Annotated in this window: 16 protein-coding genes and 1 riboswitch; of the genes, 9 read left to right on the top strand and 7 right to left on the bottom strand. The window is 75.8% G+C overall.

The features are described from left to right. Positions 1-222 precede the first annotated feature (222 nt). Positions 223-296: riboswitch (cobalamin riboswitch) on the top strand. 54 nt (positions 297-350) lie between these two features. The 5 genes from ACZ3IL_RS21775 (at position 351) to ACZ3IL_RS21755 (ending at position 7,065) form a co-directional block, all read left to right on the top strand. Beyond that, complete coding sequence (locus ACZ3IL_RS21775) at positions 351-1,328, top strand: cobalamin biosynthesis protein (protein WP_467392378.1); 978 nt, start codon at positions 351-353, stop codon at positions 1,326-1,328. Further along, positions 1,325-2,833, top strand: a complete 1,509-nt coding sequence (locus ACZ3IL_RS21770; RefSeq protein WP_467392376.1) for a cobyric acid synthase — start codon at positions 1,325-1,327, stop codon at positions 2,831-2,833. The genes ACZ3IL_RS21775 and ACZ3IL_RS21770 overlap by 4 nt, the downstream gene beginning before the upstream one ends. 82 nt (positions 2,834-2,915) lie before the next feature. Next, positions 2,916-5,045: a putative cobaltochelatase gene (locus ACZ3IL_RS21765; RefSeq protein WP_467392374.1), complete on the top strand. Its 2,130-nt coding sequence runs from the start codon at positions 2,916-2,918 to the stop codon at positions 5,043-5,045. Next, positions 5,045-5,653 carry a cob(I)yrinic acid a,c-diamide adenosyltransferase gene (cobO, locus tag ACZ3IL_RS21760; protein ID WP_467392372.1) on the top strand — a complete coding sequence of 203 codons (609 nt, stop codon included), beginning with the start codon at positions 5,045-5,047 and terminating at the stop codon, positions 5,651-5,653. The genes ACZ3IL_RS21765 and cobO overlap by 1 nt, the downstream gene beginning before the upstream one ends. Further along, complete coding sequence (locus tag ACZ3IL_RS21755) at positions 5,647-7,065, top strand: cobyrinate a,c-diamide synthase (protein ID WP_467392370.1); 1,419 nt, start codon at positions 5,647-5,649, stop codon at positions 7,063-7,065. Before cobO ends, ACZ3IL_RS21755 begins: the two co-directional genes overlap by 7 nt. A 2-nt stretch (positions 7,066-7,067) precedes the next feature. Here the strand turns inward: ACZ3IL_RS21755 and ACZ3IL_RS21750 are convergent, their stop codons facing one another. Next, entirely contained in the window at positions 7,068-7,796 is a 729-nt protein-coding gene (locus tag ACZ3IL_RS21750; RefSeq protein ID WP_467392368.1) for a ZIP family metal transporter, read from the bottom strand. 66 nt (positions 7,797-7,862) lie between these two features. Here ACZ3IL_RS21750 and ACZ3IL_RS21745 point away from each other — a divergent pair, with 66 nt between their 5' ends. Both ACZ3IL_RS21745 and cobC read left to right on the top strand, forming a co-directional pair. Beyond that, complete coding sequence (locus ACZ3IL_RS21745) at positions 7,863-8,459, top strand: cobalamin biosynthesis protein (RefSeq protein ID WP_467392366.1); 597 nt, start codon at positions 7,863-7,865, stop codon at positions 8,457-8,459. 14 nt (positions 8,460-8,473) lie between these two features. Next, positions 8,474-9,526 carry an Rv2231c family pyridoxal phosphate-dependent protein CobC gene (cobC, locus tag ACZ3IL_RS21740; protein ID WP_467392363.1) on the top strand — a complete coding sequence of 351 codons (1,053 nt, stop codon included), beginning with the start codon at positions 8,474-8,476 and terminating at the stop codon, positions 9,524-9,526. Positions 9,527-9,756: 230 nt separating this feature from the next. On the opposite strand, the gene ACZ3IL_RS21735 is transcribed toward cobC, so the two are convergent. The 3 genes from ACZ3IL_RS21735 to ACZ3IL_RS21725 all read right to left on the bottom strand — a co-directional run bounded on the left by ACZ3IL_RS21735 (position 9,757) and on the right by ACZ3IL_RS21725 (position 13,085). Continuing rightward, positions 9,757-10,773: an SCO1860 family LAETG-anchored protein gene (locus ACZ3IL_RS21735; protein WP_467392361.1), complete on the bottom strand. Its 1,017-nt coding sequence runs from the start codon at positions 10,771-10,773 to the stop codon at positions 9,757-9,759. Between the two features lie 318 nt (positions 10,774-11,091). Beyond that, positions 11,092-11,811 (bottom strand): siderophore-interacting protein, encoded by a 720-nt coding sequence (locus tag ACZ3IL_RS21730; RefSeq protein WP_467392359.1) that lies wholly within the window; start codon positions 11,809-11,811, stop codon positions 11,092-11,094. Between the two features lie 188 nt (positions 11,812-11,999). Continuing rightward, positions 12,000-13,085, bottom strand: a complete 1,086-nt coding sequence (locus ACZ3IL_RS21725) for an amidohydrolase family protein (RefSeq protein ID WP_467392357.1) — start codon at positions 13,083-13,085, stop codon at positions 12,000-12,002. 167 nt (positions 13,086-13,252) lie between these two features. Between ACZ3IL_RS21725 and ACZ3IL_RS21720 the strand changes: the two genes are divergently transcribed. Then, positions 13,253-14,356 carry a pyridoxal-phosphate-dependent aminotransferase family protein gene (locus tag ACZ3IL_RS21720; RefSeq protein ID WP_467392501.1) on the top strand — a complete coding sequence of 368 codons (1,104 nt, stop codon included), beginning with the start codon at positions 13,253-13,255 and terminating at the stop codon, positions 14,354-14,356. A gap of 138 nt (positions 14,357-14,494) precedes the next feature. On the opposite strand, the gene ACZ3IL_RS21715 is transcribed toward ACZ3IL_RS21720, so the two are convergent. Further along, positions 14,495-15,562, bottom strand: a complete 1,068-nt coding sequence (locus ACZ3IL_RS21715) for an alkene reductase (protein ID WP_467392355.1) — start codon at positions 15,560-15,562, stop codon at positions 14,495-14,497. A 242-nt stretch (positions 15,563-15,804) separates the two neighbouring features. On the opposite strand from ACZ3IL_RS21715, the gene ACZ3IL_RS21710 reads away from it, so the two are divergent. After that, a complete protein-coding gene (locus ACZ3IL_RS21710; RefSeq protein ID WP_467392353.1) occupies positions 15,805-16,332 on the top strand; it encodes a MarR family winged helix-turn-helix transcriptional regulator in 528 nt (175 codons plus the stop codon). Between the two features lie 144 nt (positions 16,333-16,476). Here ACZ3IL_RS21710 and ACZ3IL_RS21705 read toward each other — a convergent pair whose 3' ends face one another. Then, on the bottom strand, positions 16,477-17,559 hold the full coding sequence (locus ACZ3IL_RS21705) for an aminotransferase class V-fold PLP-dependent enzyme (RefSeq protein ID WP_467392351.1): 1,083 nt from the start codon (positions 17,557-17,559) through the stop codon (positions 16,477-16,479). A 113-nt stretch (positions 17,560-17,672) separates the two neighbouring features. After that, on the bottom strand, positions 17,673-18,380 hold the full coding sequence (locus tag ACZ3IL_RS21700; protein WP_467392349.1) for a DsbA family oxidoreductase: 708 nt from the start codon (positions 18,378-18,380) through the stop codon (positions 17,673-17,675). Between the last annotated feature and the right edge of the window lie 259 nt (positions 18,381-18,639).

The raw sequence follows: 18,639 nt of genomic DNA, 5'->3' as shown, positions 1-18,639 counted from the left end.
GCCGCGGGCCCCCCCGCCCGGCCCCCCCGCCCCCGCCGCGGGGGCGGGCCCCCCCCGCCCCCCCCCCCCCCGCCGGCGGGGGGGGCCCCCCCCCGGGGGGGGCCCCCCCCGCCCGGTTTCCGTGTCTGTGGCACTCCGCACAGTGCGCCGCCGCAGGTCAAGGGGGAGTTGACGCCCGTTCTCGGGGCGTGGTGGACTGCCGGGGCCATGACGGCGGCAGCAGAGGAAGCCCGGTGCGAATCCGGCGCGGTCCCGCCACTGTGACCGGACCCGAGGGGTCCGGGAGCCAGGAACTCTCGCCGCCGGTCACGTCGATCCAGGGCGCGGACCCTGAGTGAGGACACAGCACCATGCCCGGCCGCACCAGAGCCACCGGCGTCTTCGCGTACGGCGCGGCCGCGGGTCTCGCCCTCGACCTCGTCCTCGGCGACCCCCGCCGCGGCCATCCCGTCGCCGTCTTCGGCCGCGCGGCGGGCGCCGTCGAGCGGCGCCTCCACCACGACCACCGGGGCTGGGGCGCCCTGCACACCGCCGTCTGCGCCGGTTCCGCCGTCGCGCTCGGCGTCCTCGCCACCAGGACCGTGCGCGGCCGGCCGGCCGCCGCCGCGGCGCTGACCGCCGCCTCCGTGTGGGCCGTCGTCGGCGGCACCACCCTGGGGCGGGAGGCCCGCGCGATCGGCGGGGCGCTGGCCGCCGGGGACCTGGAGGCGGCCCGTGAGCGGCTGCCGCACCTGTGCGGGCGCGACCCGCAGTCCCTGGACGGCCCCGCGACGGCCCGCGCGGTCGTCGAGTCGGTCGCCGAGAACACCTCGGACGCCGTGGTCGGCGCCCTCTTCTGGGGCGCGGTCGCGGGCGTGCCGGGGCTCGTGGGCTTCCGGGCCGTCAACACCCTGGACGCGATGGTCGGCCACAAGTCCCCCCGTCACCGCCGTTTCGGCTGGGCCTCGGCCCGGCTCGACGACCTGGCCGGCTGGCCGGGCGCGCGCCTGACGGCCGTGCTCGCGACCGTCGCGGGCGGAGACCCGCGCGGGGCCGCGCGGGCCTGGCGGGCGGACGCGCCGAAGCACCCGAGCCCCAACGCGGGCCCGGTCGAGGCCGCCTTCGCGGGCGCGCTGGGCGTACGGCTCGGCGGCACCCTCTCCTACGGCGGCCGGGTCGAGCACCGGCCGGTGCTGAACGGGGAGGGGCGGGCCGTCGAGGTGGCCGACATCGAACGGGCGGTGGCGCTCTCGCGCCGGGTGACCGCACTGACCCTGGCCGTCTGTGTGGGCGGCCGCCTGATCGCCGACGCCGTGAAGCGCGGGAGCGGAAAGCGGAGGAGCGCATGAGGGGCGGGGGGCTGCTCGTCGCCGGGACCACGTCCGACGCGGGCAAGAGCGTCGTGACGGCCGGGATCTGCCGCTGGCTGGTCCGCAAGGGCCTGAAGGTGGCGCCGTTCAAGGGACAGAACATGTCCCTCAACTCCTTCGTCACCCGCGAGGGCGCCGAGATCGGGCGGGCCCAGGCCATGCAGGCGCGGGCCGCCCGGGTCGAGCCGACCGCCCTGATGAACCCGGTGCTGCTCAAGCCGGGCGGCGACCGGTCCAGCCAGGTCGTCCTGATGGGGAAGCCGGTGGGCGAGCTGAGCGCGCGCGGCTACCACGGGGGACGCCAGAAGGATCTGTTCGAGCCGGTCATGGCCTGCCTGGAGGAGCTGCGGAGCACGTACGACGCGGTGATCTGCGAAGGCGCCGGCAGCCCGGCCGAGATCAACCTGCGGCGCACCGACATCGTGAACATGGGCGTGGCGCGGGCCGCGCGGCTGCCCGTGGTGGTGGTCGGGGACATCGACCGGGGCGGGGTCTTCGCCCAGTTCTTCGGCACGACGGCGCTGCTGTCCCCCGAGGACCAGTCGCTCGTCGCCGGGTACCTGGTGAACAAGTTCCGGGGCGACGTGAGCCTGCTCGAACCGGGTCTCGACATGCTGTACGGCCTGACGGGACGGCGGACCCTCGGCGTCCTGCCGTACGCGCACGGGCTCGGCATCGACGAGGAGGACGGCCTGCGCGTGTCGCTGCGGGGCGCCGTCCGCGAGTCGGTCGTGGCGCCGCCGGTCGGCGCGGACGTGCTGCGGGTCGCCGTGTGCGCCGTACCGCTGATGTCGAACTTCACGGACGTGGACGCGCTCGCGGCCGAGCCGGGCGTGGTCGTCCGGTTCGTGGACCGTCCCGAGGAGCTGGCCGACGCGGACCTCGTGGTCGTGCCCGGCACGCGCGGCACGGTGAGGGCGCTCGCCTGGCTGCGGGAACGCGGCCTCGCGGACGCCCTGGCCCGGCGCGCGGCCGAGGGCCGCCCGGTGCTCGGCGTCTGCGGCGGCTTCCAGGTCCTCGGCGAGCGGATCGAGGACGAGGTCGAGTCGGGGGCCGGTGTGGTCGACGGGCTCGGGCTGCTTCCCGTGCGGGTGCGGTTCGAGACCGGGAAGACCCTGGCCCGGCCGGTCGGCGAGGCGCTCGGCGAACGGGTGGAGGGGTACGAGATCCACCACGGCGTCGCGGACGTACGGGGCGGAGAACCGTTCCTGGACGGCTGCCGGGTCGGCTCCGTGTGGGGCACCCACTGGCACGGCTCGCTGGAGAGCGACGGCTTCCGGCGGGCGTTCCTGCGGGAGGTCGCGGCGGCGGCCGGGCGCCGGTTCGTCCCCGCCCCCGACACGTCGTTCGAGGCGCTGCGCGAGGAACAGCTCGACCGGCTCGGCGACCTGATCGAGGAGCACGCGGACACGGACGCGCTGCTGCGGCTGATCGAGGAGGGCGCCCCCGCGGGGCTGCCGTTCGTGCCGCCGGGAGCACCGTGAGGGCCGGGGGCCTCCACGGGCCCGCCACCGGCGGCCGTACGCCGTCACGCACACATCAGCGATCCGAGGGAGAGACCGTCCGATGAGCATCCGGTATCCGTTCACCGCGGTCGTCGGCATGGACGACCTGCGGCTCGCGCTGCTCCTGAACGCCGTCAGCCCCGCCGTGGGCGGTGTGCTGGTCCGGGGCGAGAAGGGGACCGCGAAGTCCACCGCCGTACGGGCGCTCGCGGAGCTGCTGCCCGCCGTGCCGGTGGTCGCGGGCTGCCGGTTCAGCTGCGACCCGGCCTCGCCGGACCCGGACTGCCCGGACGGGCCGCACGGGGCGGACGCGGGGGCCGAGCGGCCCGCGCGGATGGTCGAACTGCCCGTCGGCGCCTCCGAGGACCGGCTCGTCGGCTCCCTCGACATCGAGAAGGCCCTCGCGGAGGGCGTGAAGGCCTTCGAGCCGGGACTGCTCGCCGACGCCCACCGGGGCATCCTGTACGTCGACGAGGTCAACCTCCTCCACGACCACCTGATCGACCTGCTGCTCGACGCCGCCGCCATGGGCTTCTCGAACGTCGAGCGCGAGGGCGTCTCCGTGCGGCACGCCGCCCGGTTCCTGCTGGTCGGGACCATGAACCCCGAGGAGGGCGAGCTGCGGCCGCAGCTGCTCGACCGGTTCGGGCTCACCGTGGAGGTCGCCGCCTCCCGCGAGCCGGAGCAGCGGGTGGAGGTCGTGCGGCGGCGGCTCGCCTTCGAGGACGACCCGGCCGCGTTCGCCGCGCGCTGGGCCGGCGAGGAGGCCGCGCTGCGCGAACGGGTCGTCGTCGCCCGGGAGTTGCTGCCTCGGGTGGTGCTCGGGGACGCCGTCCTGCTCCAGATCGCCGCGACCTGCGCCGCGTTCGAGGTGGACGGCATGCGCGCCGACATCGTCATGGCCCGCACGGCCACCGCCCTCGCCGCCTGGGCCGGGCGGACCGAGGTGACCTCCGGGGACGTGCGGCAGGCCGCGCTCCTGGCCCTCCCCCACCGCCGCCGGCGCTCGCCCTTCGACGCGCCCGGACTCGACGAGGAGAAGCTCGACGAGACCCTGGAACGGTTCAAGGGCGAGGACCCCGACCCCGAGCCGGACCCGGAGCCGGACGGCCCGGGGGACGGCGGACCGGGTGACGGCGGGGGCGGTCCGGACGGCGGTCCCGGCGGGGGCGGCCCGGACGGCGGCGGGGTCCCGCCGCAGGGCGACGGACCCGCGCCCCAGGACGTACCGGCGCCGGAGGACGCACCGGCCCCGGAGGAGGCGCCCGTACCCGGCTCCGCGCCCGCCTCGCGGGAGGCCGGGGCGGGTGCCGGTTCCGGCGAGCGCGCCGCCGTCGGGGCCGCCGAACCCTTCCGCACCAGGGTCCTGAGCGTGCCCGGTCTCGGCGAGGGCGCGTCCGGGCGCCGCTCCCGGGCCCGGACCGAGCACGGCCGGACGACCGGTTCCACCCGCCCCCGGGGCGCGCTGACCAAGCTGCACCTGGCGGCGACCGTGCAGGCGGCCGCCCCGCACCAGAGGGCGCGCGGGCGGACCGGACCGGGGCTCGTCGTCCGGCGGGACGACCTGCGGCAGGCGACCCGGGAGGGCCGCGAGGGCAACCTCGTGCTCTTCGCGGTCGACGCCTCGGGTTCGATGGCGGCCCGGCAGCGGATGAGCGCCGTCAAGGGAGCGGTGCTCTCGCTGCTCCTCGACGCCTACCAGCGGCGCGACAAGGTCGGCCTGATCACCTTCCGGGGCAAGGACGCCGAGGTGGCGCTGCCGCCGACCTCGTCCGTGGACGCGGCCGCCGCGCGGCTCGAACAGCTTCCGACGGGCGGTCGCACCCCCCTCTCGGCCGGGCTGCTCAAGGCCCACGACGTGCTGCGGGTGGAACGGCTGCGGGACCCCTCGCGCCGCCCCCTGCTCGTCGTGGTCACCGACGGGCGGGCGACCGGGGGGCGCGCGGCCGGCGATCCGGTGGCGCTCGCCGCCCGCGCGGCGCGGCTGCACGCCGCCGAGGGCACGGCGTCGGTCGTCGTGGACTGCGAGTCCGGGCCGGTGCGGCTGGGGCTCGCGGCACAGCTCGCCCGTGAACTCGGCGGCACCGCCGTGACGCTGGACGAGCTGCGCGCCGACTCGATCGCCGGGCTCGTCAGGGACGTACAGGCAGGTCAGGGACACGCAGCGCAGACAACCAGGAGGGCCGCTTAATGCCGCAGGGACAGCCGACCGTCGTTCCCGACGACGGACTGACCACCCGTCAGCGACGCAACCGCGCGCTGGTGATGGTGCACACGGGCGTCGGCAAGGGGAAGTCGACCGCCGCCTTCGGCATGGCGCTGCGCGCCTGGAACCAGGGCTGGCCGATCGGGGTGTTCCAGTTCGTGAAGTCCGCCAAGTGGCGGGTCGGCGAGGAGAACGCCCTCAAGGCGCTCGGCGAGACGGGCAAGGGCGGCACGGTCACCTGGAACAAGATGGGCGAGGGCTGGTCCTGGATCCAGCGCGAGGTCGCCGAGGGCGAGCAGTCGCACGAGGACAAGGCGCGCGAGGGCTGGGAGCAGGTCAAGCGGGACCTCGCGGAGGAGCGCTACAAGTTCTACGTCCTCGACGAGTTCGCCTATCTGCTGCACTGGGGCTGGATCGACGTGAACGAGGTCGTGGAGGTGCTGCGCGACCGTCCCGGGCAGCAGCACGTCGTCATCACCGGCCGCAACGCCCCGGCGGAACTGGTCGACTTCGCGGACCTCGTCACCGACATGTCCAAGGTCAAGCATCCGATGGACGCCGGCCAGAAGGGCCAGCGGGGCATCGAGTGGTAGCGCGCCTCGTCATCGCCGCGCCCTCCTCGGGCGCGGGCAAGACCACGGTCGCGACCGGCCTGATGGCCGCGTTCGCGGGCCGCGGCCTGGCCGTCTCCCCGCACAAGGTCGGCCCGGACTACATCGACCCCGGCTACCACGCGCTCGCGACGGGCCGCCCGGGACGCAACCTCGACGCGTACATGTGCGGCACGGGGCTCGTGGCGCCGCTCTTCCTGCACGGGTCGCGCGGCTGCGACCTGGCCGTCGTCGAGGGCGTCATGGGTCTGTACGACGGGGCCGCCGACCAGGGCGAACTGGCGTCCACCGCACAGGTGGCGAAGCTCCTGAAGGCACCGGTGGTGCTCGTCGTGGACGCGTCGTCGCAGTCGCGTTCGGTGGCGGCGCTCGTGCACGGGTTCGCGTCCTGGGACCCGGAGGTGCGGATCGGGGGCGTGATCCTCAACAAGGTGGCGACCGACCGGCACGAGCACCTGCTGCGGGAGGCGCTCGGGGAGTCCGGGGTGCCGGTCCTCGGCGTGCTGCGGCGGGCGCCCGCCGTGGCGACGCCGTCGCGGCACCTGGGGCTCGTGCCGGTGGCCGAGCGGCGGGCCGCCGCCGTGGAGGCGGTGGGGGCGCAGGCCGGACAGGTCCTGGCCGGGTGCGACATGGAGGCGCTGCTCGCACTCGCGCGGTCGGCTCCGGAACTGTCCGCGGAGGCGTGGTCGCCGGAGGTCGTGGGGCGCGCGGTCGCGGGCCGGCCCCGGATCGCGGTGGCCGGCGGGGCCGCGTTCACCTTCTCGTACGCCGAGCACGCCGAACTCCTGACCGCCGCCGGGGCCGAGGTCGTCCCCTTCGACCCGCTGCGCGACGAGGCGCTGCCCCGGGGGACCTCCGGGCTGGTGATCGGCGGCGGCTTCCCCGAGGTGTACGGGGGCGAGCTGTCCGCCAACGAGCCGCTGCGGAAGGCCGTGGCCGCGCTCGCCGCGTCGGGGGCGCCGGTCGCGGCCGAGTGCGCGGGGCTGCTCTACCTGGCGCGGTCGCTCGACGGCGCGCCCATGTGCGGGGTGCTCGACGCCGACGCGCGCATGTCGGAGCGGCTGACGCTGGGGTACCGGGACGCGGTCGCCGTCAGCGACAGCGTCCTCGCGCCGGCCGGGGCGCGGATGCGGGGGCACGAGTTCCACCGCACGGTGATCGAGCCGGGCGCCGGGGAGCGGGCCGCGTGGGGGTTGCGGCAGCCCGAGCGGCGCGTGGAGGGCTTCGTGCGGGGAGGGGTGCACGCCAGTTACGTGCACACGCACTGGGCGGGCGCGCCCGGGGCGGCGGCGCGGTTCGTGGAGCGGTGCGCGGGCGCCGCCGACGGTGCGGTCGCGGGTGCCACCGGCGGTGGGGTCGCGGGCGGTCCGGTCGCGGGCGGTCCGGTCGCGTGAGATCAGCCGCCGGAGGCCCCCACCACGAGCCAGATGAAGCCGACGCCCGCCACCGTGCACAGCAGGGTGGAGCGGGCGGGGTGGTCGTGGTGGGCCTCCGGCAGGATCTCGGCGGCGGCGAGGTAGAGCAGGGCGCCGCCGAAGAAGCCGAGATAGCCGCCGAGAAGTTCCTCCGGAAGGGTGAACAGCAGGGTGGAGGCGGCGCCGAGGAGCGGGGCGGCGGCGTCCGCGACGAGCATCGCGACGGCCTTGCGGCGCGCGTTCCCGTAGAGGCTCGTGATCGTGTACGTGTTGAAGCCGTCCGCGAAGTCGTGGGTGATGACGGCGAGGGCGACGGTGGCGCCCATGCCGCCGCCGACCTGGAAGGCGGCGCCGAGCGCGACGCCGTCCATGAGGCTGTGGCCGACCATCGCGGCGGCGGCCGTCAGACCGACCTGGGGGACGCGCTCGTCGGCCCCCACGCCGTGCGCGGCCCGGCGCACGGCGAGGAGACGTTCCAGCACGTGGGCGAAGAGGAAGCCGCCGACGAAGAGCAGCAGCGCTTCGGGAACGGCGAAGACCTCGCCGCCCGCGGCCTCCAGGGCCTCGGGCAGGAGGTCGAGCCCGACGACGCCGAGCATGAGGCCGCCGGACAGGCCGAGGACGAGGTGGCGGCGGTCGGTGACGCGTCCGGCGACCCAACCGCCGAAGAGCGTCATGAGGAACGCGCCGAGCGCGACGACTACAGCCATGGGGCTTTGCTACCGGATCGGGAGGCGTCCGCGCACCTCGGTGTGGGGGCCCGGCCGGGCACCCCGGTGGACGACGTGCTGGCGCTGGCCGGGGAGGTCCTGCGGGAGGCGGGGCTGACGCGGGCGGACCTCCGGTCGCTCGCCACGCTGGACGCGCGGGCGGCGGAGCCCGGGATCGCCGGGGCCGCGGCGGCGCTCGGCGTACCGGTGCGGGGTTTCACGGCAGGGGAGCTGGCGGCCGTCCCCGTACCGCATCCGTCGGCGCCGCCCCTGGCCGCGACGGGCACGCCGTCGGTGGCGGAGGCGGCGGCCCTGCTGGCGGCGGGAGCGGGGGCGCGCACGGGGTCTCCGGACGCGGACGCGGGTACGGACGCGGGCGCGGATACGGACCCGGACGCGGAGGCGCGTACGGACGCGGACGCGGACACGGGTACGGGTACGGGTGTCCCGGCCGGCGCCCGGACCGTGCCGCCGGTCCCGTCCGTCCGGCCCGTCCTGCTCGTGCCGAAGCGGAAGACCCGGCGCGTGACGTGCGCCCTCGCCGCGTCCCTCCCGGTCCGGTACGGCGAAGAGGCTCCGGGCGCGCGGTTGTTGCCCCCGGCTCACGGGTACATCGCTGGCGAACCCGGCTCACCCCCCACCATCCCCACACCCCCCACGTGACGGCGGCCATGGACATGCACACGCATACCGACGCCCACGACCTGCGCCACCACGGTGACGCCGAGGTCAGGGACGAGAAACTCATCGATCTGGCGGTCAACGTCCGGACGAACACGCCTCCGGAGTGGCTGCGCAGGCGCATCGCCGACTCCCTGACCGGCCTCGCCGCCTATCCCGACGGCCGGGTCGCGCGGGCGGCGGTCGCCGAGCGGCACGGCCTGCCCCCGGAACGGGTGCTGCTGACGGCCGGCGCGGCGGAGGCCTTCGTCCTGCTCGCGCGGGCGCTGCCGGCGCGGCGTCCTGTGGTGGTGCACCCGCAGTTCACCGAGCCGGAGGCGGCGCTGCGCGACGCCGGGCACGAGGTGGGCCGGGTGCTGCTGCGCGAGCAGGACGGTTTCCGGCTGGACCCGGCGGCGGTCCCGGAGGACGCGGACCTGGTGGTGGTCGGCAACCCCACCAACCCGACCTCCGTGCTGCATCCGGCCGGCTCGATCGCCGCGCTCGCCCGCCCGGGCCGGACCCTGGTGGTGGACGAGGCCTTCATGGACGCGGTGCCGGGCGAGCGGGAGTCGCTGGCCGGGCGGACCGACGTGCCGGGCCTCGTGGTGCTGCGGAGCCTCACCAAGACCTGGGGCCTGGCCGGGCTGCGGATCGGGTACGTGCTCGCCGCGCCGGAGACGGTCGCGGTCCTGGAGCGGGCGCAGCCGCTGTGGCCGGTGTCGACGCCCGCCCTGGTGGCGGCGGAGGCCTGCATGTCGCGGGCGGCGCTCGCGGAGGCCGAGCACGCGGCGCACCGGGTCGGGGTGGAGCGGGCCCATCTGCTGGCGGGACTCGCGGAGTTCGACGAGGTGCGGACCGTGACGGAGTCGGAGGGCCCCTTCGTCCTGGTCCGGATCGACGGGGCGGACGCGGTGCGGGAGCGGTTGCGGTCGCTGGGGTTCGCGGCGCGCCGGGGCGACACGTTTCCGGGTCTGGACCGGAACTGGCTGCGGCTGGCGGTCCGGGACCGGGCGACGACCAACCGCTTCCTCCAGGCCCTCGACCAGGCCCTGTTGATGGGCGGCTGATCCCGCGCGCGGCGGCGCGGAGGGTCCGGGGCCGGCCCGCCGCCGGTGCCCGGGAGCGTCGTCCCGCGAGCGACCGTGCGGAGGGTCCGCTCCGGCGTGCCCGGCCCGCTCGCCTTCGCCGCTCCCGCGCGCGACCGCGCGGTGGGGCCCGGGGAGGGCGGTGGCGCCACCGCCCTCCCCGGGCCCCGTCCGTCTTCCCCGCGGCGCTCCCGCGCCTCCCCCTCGGGCCGTCAGCCGCGCGAGCGGGCGCGCGACCGGGTCAGTACGAGGGCGCCGCCGCCGGCCGCGACGAGGGCGAGCGCTCCGGCCGCGACGTACGGGGTGGCGGAGCCGCTCCCGGTCTCGGCGAGGTGCCCGGCGGGGGCGGCCCCGCCGGTCCCGGTGCCGTCCCCGTCGCCCGGTCCGGGGGCGGGCGGTGTCGCGGGCCGCTCGGAGGGCCGCCCGGTGGGCCGCTCCGCCGGCTTCTCCGTCGGCTTCGCGGTGGGCCGCTCCGTGGGCTTCCCGGTGGGCTTCTCCGTCGGCTTCGCGCCCGCGGGCGTCTCGCAGGTCGCCCCGGCGAGCGTCACGGTGCCCCGGACCCGGGCGACGCCCAGTTCCAGGGGGTCGACGCGCACCGTGAGTTCGAGGGCGGTCGCGGCGGCGGTGCGGGAGGTCGTGGAGGTGCGGGAGAGGTCGAGGGCGACCTCGCCGACGCCCGGCACGGCGACCCGGGTCCGGCCGGTCGAGGAGAGGGTGGTCTTCCTGCCGAGGACGGTCACGTGGCCGAGGACGTTCGCCTCGGCGACCGGCTTCTCGCCCACCGCGCAGAGCGCCCTGGCGGTGACCTTCTCGATCTCGACGAGGGAGAGCAGGGGGAGGCCGGGGACGTGCAGGCGCGCCCTGACGAGGTTCACGCGTCCCTCGGCCCGCTTCTCGTCGGCGGTGGCCCCGGAGGTGGCGACGTCGGCGGCGAGGATGTCGACCGGCCTGTCGCCCTCGGCGCCCCGCACCTTGAGCGAGAGCGCGGTGCGGCTCTCGGTCCCCGGCGCCTCGACCTCGTTGAGGGAGGCCCGCACGGGCACGTTCACCCCCTCGCCGAGGAGGGAGACGTCGAGGCCGGTCCGCAGGACGACGGCGGTGGCGTGTCCTTCGCCGCCCGAGGCGTGCGCCGCCGGGGCCGCGAGGAGGACGGGCCCGGCGGTCAGGGCGGCGACGGCCGCCGCGGCGGCGGTACGGCGTACGGGCATGCGGAAGGTGGTGCTGTTCAAGGCGGTGGAACCCCCACGGAAGGCACGGCGCCGCCGGCCGCTCACCACGGGGACGGTGGTGCGGCGCGGTCCCGGCGGCTCGGGACACCGGAATCCTTACGCACGGAGGGTGAACCCGCGCTCGCCTGAAGTGAGTTCACCCCAAAGGGGGGTTTCCGCGTTCATTTTCGATTCTTTTCCCTACAACCGTCCGCTCCCGCCCCCTCCGTTTCGCACAGGAGACCGAACGCGGTGGGGGCGGGGACGAGCGGGAGAAGGTGTAAACGATCCGTTCCGCTTCCGGTGACGGCCCGGTGACGAGACGTCAACCCGGCGCGTTCAGCTCTCCCGCCAGTACCCGAGGGCGTGGACGCGCTCCTTGGGCAGGCCCAGCTCCTTGCGCGCGTATCCCCCGAGCGCACGGGTCGTCGAGGTGTCGCAGGCGATCCAGACGTACGGGTCGGGGCCGACGAGCGCGGGCAGTTCGGCCTTCACGCGGGCGACGAGCCCGGCGCCGCCCCGCTCGCGCGGCACCCGGCGCAGGTCGTGGCGCGCGGGGTCGGTCCGGAACGGCAGTTCCTCGTCGGAGGCGTGGCGGGTCTCGAACCAGAGGGTGGCCGGGAGGTCCGGGAAGGCGTCGAGCAGGGAGTTGATCGCGGGCAGGGAGGCCGCGTCGCCGACCACCAGCAGCCGCTCCGGAAGCGGGTCGGGGGTCTCGAAGCCGGTGCCCTGGAGGGTGGCCTCCACGGTGTCGCCGACGGCGCAGGTGCGGGCCCAGTCGCTCGCGACCCCGTCGTGGAGGGCGAACTCCAGGCTGAAGGTGCCGGCCTCCACGTCGGGGTCGACGAGGGTGTAGGCGCGCTGGTGCGGCTTGCCGCCGTCGTCGAACCAGACGCGGACCCACATCGTCGGGTGGACCCCGGCGGCGGCGAGCAGGCCGCCGTCCGTGAAGTGCAGCCGCCGGTAGTCGTCGGTGACCCGCTCGGCCCCCGTCACCGTGAACGTGAAGTCCTTGCCGCGCATCAGCTTGAGGACGGCGCCCTGCCAGCCGTGACCCACCGTGATCCCCTCCCCCGTGGTTACCGTGGATTAATTTAGGACAGCCTAACCTGACCTCCACGCCCGGGGAACGGGGGATCTCCGGGACCGCGAACGGGACCGGGGCTCCCGGTGCCTCCCCCTCCTCCGCCCCGCTCCCGCACTTGCCTCCCGTTTCCCGCCTCCCGTTTCCCTTTTCCCGCCTCCGGTCAGCCCACCACGCGGCCGTTGACGACGATCCGGCGCGGCGCGGCGAGGACCCGGACGTCCGCGCGCGGGTCCTCGCCGTAGACCACGAGGTCGGCGGGGGCGCCCTCCTCCAGGGAGGGGCGGCCCAGCCAGGACCTGGCCCCCCAGGCGGTGGCGGAGAGCGCGTCGAGCGGCGGGATGCCGGCCCGGGTCAGTTCCACGACCTCCTCCGCGACCAGGCCGTGGGCGAGGGAGCCGCCCGCGTCGGTGCCGACGAAGACCGGGACGCCCGCGTCGAAGGCGGAGCGGACCGTGTCGTAGCGCCGCTCGTACAGCCGGCGCATGTGGGCCGACCAGCGGGGGAACTTCTCCCGCCCGCCGTCCGCGAGCCGCGGGAAGGTCGCGATGTTGACCAGGGTGGGGACGATGGCGACGCCCCGCTCGGCGAAGAGCGGGACGGTGTCCTCGGTGAGTCCGGTGGCGTGCTCGACGCAGTCGATGCCCGCCTCGACGAGGTCGCGGAGCGAGTCCTCCGCGAAACAGTGGGCGGTGACCCGGGCGCCCAGCCGGTGTGCCTCCGCGATGGCCGCCTCCACCTCGGCGCGCGGCCAGCAGGGCGTCAGGTCGCCGGCCTCGCGGTCGATCCAGTCGCCGACGAGCTTGACCCAGCCGTCGCCCCGGCGGGCCTCCCGGCCGACGTACGCGACGAGGTCGGCGGGCTCGATCTCGTGCGCGTAGTTGCGGATGTAGCGGCGGGTGCGGGCGATGTGCCGTCCCGCGCGGATGACCTTGGGCAGGTCCTCCCGCTCGTCGATCCAGCGGGTGTCGGAGGGCGAACCGGCGTCCCGGATCAGCAGGGTCCCGGCGTCCCGGTCGGTGAGGGCCTGCTTCTCGCTGGTCTCCGCGTCGACGGGACCGTGGCGGTCGAGACCGACGTGGCAGTGGGCGTCGACCAGTCCGGGAAGGACCCAGCCCTCGACGGTCACCGCCTCGGCGGCGGGCCGGTCGAAGGTGATCCGCCCGCCGACGCACCACAGTTCGTCCCGGACGTCCTCGGGGCCGACGAGCACCCGCCCCTTCACGTGCAGTACCGCGTGATCGCTCATGCCCGCACTGTACGAGGGCGGGGCCGGGGGCGGTCCCCGGGGCCGGGCCGGTACCGCTGGGTACCCTGGCCGGAAGTCGTCCCGTACCGGACCCGCGTCCGCCCCGGCACCGGACCCCCGTACCGGCGTCCGCGCCGGACCGAACCGAAGAAGGCACCACCGTGACCGTGACACACCCGCTCCTGGACCTGGCCCCGCTGACCGCCGCGCACTTCGCGTCGATCGAGCGGCGGGTGGCCGCGCTGCTCTCCACGGAGCAGGACGTGGTGATCACCCAGGGCGAGGCGCTGCTGCCGCTCGAAGGGTGCATCCGGAGCGGGGCGCGGGCCGGTTCGACCGCGCTGAACGTCGTCACCGGCCCGTACGGGCAGACCTTCGGCGACTGGCTGCGGGACTGCGGGGCGACCGTGGTGGACCTGGCGGTGCCGTTCCACACGGCGGTGACGGCGGAGCAGGTGGAGCGGGCGCTCGCCGAGCACCCGGAGATCGACTTCGTGTCCCTGGTGCACGCGGAGGCGGCGACGGGCAACACCAACCCGGTCGCGGAGATCGGTGAGGTCGTACGGGCGCACGACGCGCTGTTCTACCTGGACGCGGTGGCGTCGATCGGCGCGGAGCCGGTGCTGCCGGACGCGTGGGGCGTGGACATGTGCATCATCGGCGCGCAGAAGGCGATGGGCGGTCCGGCGGGCGTGTCGGCGGTGTCGGTGAGCGCGCGGGCCTGGGAGCGGTTCGCCGCCAACCCGGCCGCGCCGCGCCGCTCGTACCTCTCCCTCCTGGACTGGAAGGAGCGCTGGATCGACGGCGGCCGGAAGGCGCTCCTCCACGCGCCGGCGCAGCTGGAGATGCTGGCCCTGGAGGCCTGTCTCGAACGGATCGAGGCGGAGGGCCTGGACGCCCTGATGGCGCGGCACGCCTCGGCGGCGGCCGCGACCCGCGCGGGCGCGCTCGCGCTCGGCGGCGGCCTGGAGCCGTACGTGTACGAGGCGGAGGACGCGGCCCCGGTGGCGACGACACTGCGCGCCCCGGCGGGCGTGAACGCCTCGGAGCTGGTGGCGAAGGCGCTCGCGGCCGACCCGTCGCTGCCGCTGATCGCGGGCGGCGGGGCGCTGTCCGGCGAGATGATCCGGGTCAACCACTACGGGGTGGACGCGACGCCGGGCGCCGTGCAGTCCTCGCTCGCCGCCCTGGGCGCGGCGCTCGGCGAGACGGGCCGCTCGGTGGACATGGAGGGCGCGCGCCGGGCGGTCACGGAGTCCTGGAAGCAGTAGTCCGCGCCGCCTCCCGTACGGGTCCGCGCGGGCGGGTTCCCGCCGGGTGGGCGCGCCGTCTCCCGTACGGGTGAGCGCGGACGGGAGGGGCGGGGTTCCGGTGCCGGGGCCCCGCCCCTTCCGCGTACCCGGTCCGGGTTACAGCGCCGGGTAGTCCGTGTAGCCCCGGTGGTCGCCGCCGAAGAAGGTGGCGGGGTCGGGGGTGTTGTAGGGGCCGCCGGCCCTCAGCCGGGCGGGCAGGTCGGGGTTGGCGAGGAAGAGGGCCCCGTAGGCGACGAGGTCGGCGGTGCCGTCCTCGACGAGTCCGAGGGCGTCGGGGCCGGTGGGCCCCTCGGTGGCCGGGTTGAGGACGAGGCTGCCGGAGAACGCCTTGCGCAGGGCGAGGGTGAGTTCGCGGACCCCGGGCGCGGCCTCCATGACGTGCAGGTACGCGATGCCGACCGGATCGATCGCGGCGACGAGGGCCGGGTAGATCTCCTCGGTGTCGGTCTCGGCGATGTCGTTGTAGGTGTTGGCCGGGGAGACGCGCAGGCCGGTGCGCTCGGGGCCGATCGCGGCGGCGACGGCCTCGACGACCTCGACGGCGAAGCGGACGCGGTTCCCGGCCGGTCCGCCCCACGCGTCGGTGCGGCGGTTGGAGCCCGTCGCGAGGAACTGCTGGATCAGGTAGCCGTTGGCCCCGTGGATCTCGACGCCGTCGAAGCCCGCCTCGACGGCGTTGCGGGCGGCGGCGGCGAAGCCGGCGACCGTCTCCCGTATCTCGGCGGCGGTGAGTTCGCGCGGGGCGACGAAGTCGACGAGACCGGAACCGGCGAAGAGCTTTCCCGCCGGGGCGACGGCGGAGGGGGCGACGGGGTGGAGGCCGTCGCCGAGGACCTCGGGGTGGCTGATCCGGCCGGCGTGCATGAGCTGGGCGAAGATCTTTCCGCCCTTCTCGTGGACGGCGTCGGTGACCCGGCGCCAGGCGGCGACCTGCTCGGCGCTGTGCAGCCCGGGGGTGTCGGGGTAGCCCTGGCCGACGGCGGTGGGCTGGATGCCTTCGGTGATGATGAGGCCGGCGGAGGCGCGCTGGGCGTAGTACTCCGCGACGAGCGCGGTGGGGGTGCGGCTCGCGCCCTCGGCGCGGCTGCGGGTCATGGGGGCCATGGCGATGCGGTTGGCGAGCCGGGTGCCGGCGAGGTCGATCGGGTCGAAGGCGGTGGTCATGACGGTCCCTTCGCGCGAGGTGAGCGGCCGACCGGGCGTCGCCCGGCGCGGTCGGCCGGGCGCCGGCCCCGGGTGTCCGCGCGGTTTCCGCACGGACACCCGGGGCCCCGTGGGTCCCGACGCGTCCGGCGGGCCCCGCGGGCCCTGTATGTGGTCGGCCAAGTATCTGGTCCGGGCGTCACTGTAACCCATTGCTTGGCCGGCCAAGGTAATCTTTCGGGACAACGTCCCGAGGAGCCACCGTGTCCGGAACCGACCCCGCCTGTACCGAACCGCCGGCCGTCGCCCTGCGCTGCGGGCCCGTCGGCCACGCCCTGGCACGGGTCTCGCGGATGCACCGGATCGCCATGGGACGGCGCCTGCGCGCACTGGGCCTCTACCCGGGCCAGGAGCTGATGATGATGCGCCTGTGGGACTGCGGCCCGGTGCGCCAGTCCGAACTGATCCGGTCCCTCGGCCTGGACCCTTCGACCGTGACGAAGACGCTCCAGCGCCTCGAACAGTCCGGCCACGTCCGCCGGGGCCCGGACCCGGAGGACCGGCGCGCGGTCCTGGTCGAGGCGACGGAGAAGGGGCGGGCGCTGCGCGCGGGGGTCGAGGGCGCCTGGCGGGACCTGGAGTCGCTCTCGCTGGGCGGTCTCGCCCCGGCCGACCGGGCGGAGCTGGCCCGCCTGCTCGGTCTCGTCGCGGAGAGCCTGCGCGAGGAGGCGGACGAGACGGACGGGGAGGGCGGGACCGGCGCCTGCCCGTCCGCGCCGCCGGGCTGCTGAGACCCGTCGGCGACATCCGGCGGCGACATCCGGCGGCGGGACCCGCCGGCCGGCCCGTCGCCGGGTGCCGCCGGCGGGTCCCGCCGCGACCCGTCCGGTGCCCGCCGCCGGCGCCCGGCCGCGCCGCCGGGAAGGTCCCGGGGCTCAGCCCGCCAGGACGTCCAGGGCGCGGTCCACGTCCGCCGCCGTGTTGTACAGGTGGAAGGAGGCTCGCAGGTTGCCCGCGCGGACCGAGAGCAGGACGCCGGCCTCCCGCAGGGCTTCCGCGCGGGACCCGAGGCCCGGGACGGCGACGACCGTCGAGTCGTCCGCGACCGGCACGTGGCCGAGACCGGCCAGCCCGGAACGGAAGCGGGCCGCGAGCCCCTTGTCGTGGGCCTCGATCCGCTCGACGCCGATCTCTTCGAGGAGGGCGAGCGAACGGGCGGCCCCGTGGTACGGGAGGAAGGCCATGGGCTCGTCGAAACGGCGTGCGGAGCGGGCGAGTTCGCGGACCGGGCCGTAACTGTTCACCCACAGCTCCTCACCGGCGACCCAGTTGGCGTGGATCGGGAGGAGCGAGTCCTGCGCCTCCTCGGTGACGGTGAGGAAGGACGCCCCGCGCGGGCAGAGCAGGTACTTGTAGCCGCCGGCGACCGTGTAGTCCCACTCCCCCGCGCGCAGCGGCAGCCAGCCCGCCGCCTGGGTGGCGTCCAGGAGCGTGCGGGCGCCGTGGGCGGCGGCGGCCGCCCGCACCGCCGCGAGGTCGGCCGTCCGGCCGTCCGCCGACTGCACGGCGGAGAAGGCGACGAGCGCGGTCTCCGGGCGGACGGACTCGGCGAGCCGGTCCAGGGGGACGAACCGGGTCCTGAGGTCGCCCCGGACCGCGAAGGGGGTGATGACGGAGGCGAAGTCCCCCTCGGGGAAGAGGACTTCGGCTCCGGCGGGCAGCGACTGGGCGATCATCCCGCAGTGGACGGCGACCGAACTGCCGAGCGCGACGCGCTCGTGGGAGACCCCCATGAGCCTGCCGTAGGCCGCCCGCGCCTCCTCGACGATCCCGAAGTCGCCGGCGCCGTCGGGGCGCCCGTCGGCGGTCTCCTCGGCGAGGAGGACGACCGCCCCGACGGTGCGGCGGGGCAGCAGCCCGCAGGTGGAGGTGTTGAGGTAGGTCTTCTTGGGCGCGAACTCGGAGCCGCCGAGCGGCCGGTCGAGGGAGGCGTCGGGGGGAGCGGCGAGGGAATCCATGCCCCCACCCTGGTTTCCCCGCGACACCCCGTCAATCCTGCGAGATCACGGCGTTCCTCCAAGGAATCCTTATCTCCGCAGGCCGGGGCGGTGTACGGAGATCCCCCGGGGGGTCAGGCGCGCGGGACCTCGCAGCCGTCCGGGCCGCAGGCTTCGGCGTCCGTGCCGCCGAGCGGCTGGAGGACGCGGCCCTGCCAGGCCTGTTCGAGGGCCCGGGTGAAGACCTCGGCGGGCTGTCCGCCGGAGACGCCGTAGCGGCGGTCCAGGACGAAGAACGGCACGCCCTGGGCGCCGAGTTCGGCGGCCTCGCGCTCGTCCTGCCGCACGTCGTCGGCGTAGGCGGACCCGTCGGCCAGGACGTCCCGGACCTCGGCCTCGTCCAGTCCGGCCTCCACGCCGAGCGCCACCAGCGTCTCCGCGTCGAAGACGGAGCGTTCCTCGGCGAAGTTGGCGCGGTAGGCCAGGTCCAGGAGCTCGCCCTGCCGGCCGCGCGCCTTGGCGAGGTGGAGCAGCCGGTGGATGTCGAAGGTGTTGCCGTGGTCACGGCCCTCGGTACGGTAGTCGAGTCCCTCCGCGTGCGCGTTGGACGCGACGTGCGCCTCCATGGCGCGGGCCTCGTCCAGGGTGCGGCCGTACTTCTGGGCCAGCATCTCCAGGACGGGGGCGGTGTCGCCCTGGGGGCGGTGCGGGTCGAGTTCGAAGGAGCGGTGCACCACCTCGACGTCGTCGCGGTGGGCGAAGGCCGCGAGGCCCTTCTCGAAGCGCGCCTTTCCTATGTAGCACCAGGGGCAGGCGATGTCGCTCCAGATCTCGACGCGCATGGGTTCTCTCTCCGGGGGTGTGGACGGGTGGTTCCGTCCGGAGAACGGCCTCGCCGTCCGGTTTCATTCCGGCTTCGGGCCCGTCGGCGGAAAGGGCGGGGGCGGAGCCGTACGGCGCTCGCGGTGGGGCCTCGCGGAAGCGGTGGGTGCCGGGTGAAGTGGCGGTACCGGGGGAAGACCCACCCCTCGCCACTCTTAACTTATAGCGCACCGGGGGGCTTGCGGCAAGGCCCCCTCCGTACCGCACAATCACCGGTCT

Source organism: Streptomyces sp. NPDC014907, assembly GCF_055562975.1.
The sequence above is the reverse complement of the archived record's forward strand: the minus strand, read 5'-3'. Positions and strand labels throughout refer to the sequence as shown.

What these genes read in the sequence shown, in the direction of transcription:
- ACZ3IL_RS21765 (WP_467392374.1), top strand. Translation starts at nt 2,916, where the DNA reads ATGAGCATCCGGTATCCGTTCACCGCGGTCGTCGGCATGGACGACCTG.
- cobC (WP_467392363.1), top strand. Translation starts at nt 8,474, where the DNA reads ATGCACACGCATACCGACGCCCACGACCTGCGCCACCACGGTGACGCC.
- ACZ3IL_RS21705 (WP_467392351.1), bottom strand. Translation starts at nt 17,559, where the DNA reads ATGGATTCCCTCGCCGCTCCCCCCGACGCCTCCCTCGACCGGCCGCTC.
- ACZ3IL_RS21775 (WP_467392378.1), top strand. Translation starts at nt 351, where the DNA reads ATGCCCGGCCGCACCAGAGCCACCGGCGTCTTCGCGTACGGCGCGGCC.
- ACZ3IL_RS21770 (WP_467392376.1), top strand. Translation starts at nt 1,325, where the DNA reads ATGAGGGGCGGGGGGCTGCTCGTCGCCGGGACCACGTCCGACGCGGGC.
- ACZ3IL_RS21750 (WP_467392368.1), bottom strand. Translation starts at nt 7,796, where the DNA reads ATGGCTGTAGTCGTCGCGCTCGGCGCGTTCCTCATGACGCTCTTCGGC.
- ACZ3IL_RS21715 (WP_467392355.1), bottom strand. Translation starts at nt 15,562, where the DNA reads ATGACCACCGCCTTCGACCCGATCGACCTCGCCGGCACCCGGCTCGCC.
- ACZ3IL_RS21725 (WP_467392357.1), bottom strand. Translation starts at nt 13,085, where the DNA reads ATGAGCGATCACGCGGTACTGCACGTGAAGGGGCGGGTGCTCGTCGGC.
- cobO (WP_467392372.1), top strand. Translation starts at nt 5,045, where the DNA reads ATGCCGCAGGGACAGCCGACCGTCGTTCCCGACGACGGACTGACCACC.
- ACZ3IL_RS21700 (WP_467392349.1), bottom strand. Translation starts at nt 18,380, where the DNA reads ATGCGCGTCGAGATCTGGAGCGACATCGCCTGCCCCTGGTGCTACATA.